Below are 3,160 nucleotides of genomic sequence, written 5' to 3'. Positions count from 1 at the left end.
AGTTAGCAACTCATAAAAACGCATTGTATGAACACTCGTAAAACCAGAGATATGATTAAGTTGATATTGGGTAAATTGCCCTTTTAACTGCGTTAAATAAGGCATAATTTCATTGGTTAGGGCTATTCTAAATCGCCCCTCTTTCTTGAAATACGTTTGAGACGACACCCATCTAAATTTAGTAACGTGCCTTTCATCTTCAGTCTTTACCCAACGTTCAGAAATACGCTCAATCGCTGATTTTATTTGCGTGTACGCCCTATCTACGTTCACATCAGGAAATTGATTTACAAATTCAGATACCGAAAACTCGAACACTTGCTGATCGCTTTTTGGGTTCATTGTTCCAATCGTTAAAGCTAACAATCTCATTTCGTCCAATGTCAGGCGATAACTAGCCTCAATCAAACTATTCGCTTTCACCACTGTAAGGTCATTTGTCATAAGCCACCAAATCTATGTAAAGAAATTATCTTTCTACATAATAAACAAACTATGTAAAAAGTAAATATGATTTACATAGTAACGACAAATTTCTACATATTAAACGACAAATTTCTACATATTAAACGACAAATTTCTACATATTAAACGACAAATTTCTACATATTTAAAATCGCCAACCCTTGCAAATAAAGGCTCTAGCCTATCCGAAAACAAGATAAAAATATAAAATATAAAAAATAGAGCCTTTCGGCTCTTTTGGGCTTTCAGCCCTATTTTTTTATGAAAATCAGTGCACCGTTCTTTAAAATCTGTACACCTTTGAACAATAAAAATAAATCTCAACCCTAAATGCAATGCAAAACTTGCTTTTGTGTTGTGTTTAGGGTTCAGCAAATGAGCGTAGCGAATGCGGTAGCAAATAACTAATGGTTTGGTATGGGTAAAGCTTAAAAACGGCTTAAAATGCGTTTTAGAGCGTTTTTTGAAGTATTTAGGGCTTAAGTTGAAAAATAATCAGGTAGGGCATATAATGGAGAAAGTCGGGAGCAGGTTGCAATCCTGCCCCCTTCCTAGCCGTTAGGCTAATTTAGATAGAACGCTAATCAGCAAATCGAGTATTGCGAGTACCTTCAAGCTGATAGCCCCAACTAGCAAAGCTAGTAACAGGATCAGAGTAATAATTTCTGATGTTTTCACATAAATCACCTCCCTAGCACTACAAGTCTAGGCGACTAGGCTCACACTATTGACGGTAGTGCGAGCCGCCGCCATAGTGCAAGGTGATTTTAACACAAAGACCGCCTAAAAAGGCGGTTTTTTTGTTTCTGTAAATTCGGATAAATCTTGATATGAATTATGTTTCTGATAAAGCCGTCTTGGATATTCATTTCCACCGTCAATCGATAAATTTCCACATTTGCACGTTTTGAAATCGTGAGAATGTTCAGAAGTGATAATATCTTCGCAAAGTAAACACTGAACTCTATTTATTATTAACTTTTTCATTTTGTATTACCTTAATGTTCTTGCATTTGCCGTTAACAATATATTGTTAAATTCAGTTCTAAGTTGTTCTACATTGTTTTGCACTTGATTAAATAGTTCATCATTGACTGATACTTTCTGATCGATAGCTAATTTAAAAAGATTGCCTAATCTATCAATATCACACTTAATCGCCCACATTTTACCTAATTCGGTATCGCTGAAAATTGGGCTTTCAAGGCTCGCAGAAAGCCTATATCTGATTTCTTGCGAAAAGGTAGAATTTTTAGATTGTACGATCTGAACAAGTTTTTTAAAGAGCGGTTGATCTACCATAAATGAAATATCGATTATTTCTAATCGTTTTAATTTCTCAATCTGCTTTGTTGGCTTTGGCTTTTTATCCATAAACGAATAACAAGCTAATTCAATCAGTTGGCTTGTTGTTATTCCTTGACTGTCGGCAAAGGCTTTCATTTCATCGTGCAGATTGCCGTCAATTCTAAAACTAGCTTTCTTTTTCATTGTTTATTCCCAGTATTTCAGCGACTGGGAATAAAATATCAGATTTTTCTAATGCAGGATAGGGATTTTCCCGATATTGTCCGACAATATGCGAAAAAATCCCCCCTGTACTTGCAGTAGGCTCACGGCTACGCCGTAACTACCGCCCTACGCTATCGCTTCGGTTGCTGAATACAAAAATAGCATTAAACAGGCTACGCCAATTTAACGCTATTTTTGCATTTTCAATGATTAGATTTTTCCGATAAAAGATTTATAAATACTGTTCTAGTATAGGAAGACTCTTATATTTGCTGTCTATGCTCATAATTTCTTCTGAAAGAGAGTTAAAATCAATATCATCAGGAGAACTGTCATAAATAAAATTATGAATTTCTCCTAGTCTTAATTCATCATCAGAAAATGGAGCTTGTGGATCAATTCTTAATGTTAATGTTGCTTGAGCTTCAGCAACTAAATGAATTAAGCTATCTTTTTGCATTAAAGTACACATTATAAACCACCTTATTGTTCAATTTTTTTCATAGTTTACTCAACAAAATCTATTTGATTTTTTGGTATTTCAACCAATTCATATTGCGATAGCTTATAACCTCTCTTTTTCAATTCAGTCCAAATATCTCGCTCTTTCCCAAACTTTGATTTATGGCTTTGATTGACCGCTAAAAACTTCGCATAAAAAACCAAATCTTCTAACGCAACATCAGCTAGACCACTATAAAAATCATCTAATATTTTTAGGCAATCTTTAGCATAAACTGAATATTCGTGAGAGCTGAATTTTGGATCTTGAGCGTTAAATTTAACGAAATTACCGTACTTGTTTTTATGCGGAAATGCCGGGCGTTTTTTCACTGGTTTTTCGTATGTAATACTAAACTCAATACCTGTAACTTTTCGCCCTTTTTTTATTGGTTCATACTCAACAAAGAGATCTGATTTTTCGTTAATTTCATTTAACGACGGTTTTATAACCCAACGTTGCAACTCAGCCCACAAATTGTATTTATCTTCAAGTTGTAACCATTTTTTCAAATCTTCAATAGTTATATAGCGTTGCCCAACCCGTTTGTATTGAGTTAGCAACTCATAAAAACGCATTGTATGAACACTCGTAAAACCAGAGATATGATTAAGTTGATATTGGGTAAATTGCCCTTTTAACTGCGTTAAATAAGGCATAATTTCATTGGTTAGGGCTATT

At 34.5% G+C, this 3,160-nt stretch carries 5 protein-coding genes; all 5 read right to left on the bottom strand.

The features are described from left to right. Positions 1-444 (bottom strand): replication initiation protein (locus tag DPV92_RS09685; protein WP_133253063.1); only part of this gene is annotated, 444 nt, incomplete at its 3' end. Positions 445-1,248: 804 nt separating this feature from the next. Then, positions 1,249-1,452, bottom strand: a complete 204-nt coding sequence (locus tag DPV92_RS10085) for a DUF7695 domain-containing protein (protein WP_105903804.1) — start codon at positions 1,450-1,452, stop codon at positions 1,249-1,251. Between the two features lie 6 nt (positions 1,453-1,458). Then, the gene (locus DPV92_RS09675; RefSeq protein WP_015060114.1) at positions 1,459-1,956 is read right to left on the bottom strand and encodes a hypothetical protein; all 498 of its coding nucleotides are present in this window, start codon (positions 1,954-1,956) and stop codon (positions 1,459-1,461) included. A 253-nt stretch (positions 1,957-2,209) separates the two neighbouring features. Beyond that, the gene (locus tag DPV92_RS09670) at positions 2,210-2,449 is read right to left on the bottom strand and encodes a hypothetical protein (protein ID WP_111354684.1); all 240 of its coding nucleotides are present in this window, start codon (positions 2,447-2,449) and stop codon (positions 2,210-2,212) included. Positions 2,450-2,484: 35 nt separating this feature from the next. After that, on the bottom strand, positions 2,485-3,160 hold a 676-nt coding region (locus DPV92_RS09665), incomplete at its 5' end, for a replication initiation protein (RefSeq protein ID WP_111354683.1).

Source organism: Pseudohaemophilus paraphrohaemolyticus (assembly GCF_003253115.1).
GTDB classification, from domain to species: domain Bacteria; phylum Pseudomonadota; class Gammaproteobacteria; order Enterobacterales; family Pasteurellaceae; genus Haemophilus_A; species Haemophilus_A paraphrohaemolyticus_A.
Note: the sequence above shows the minus strand (reverse complement) of the source record. Positions and strands in the feature narration are given on the sequence as shown.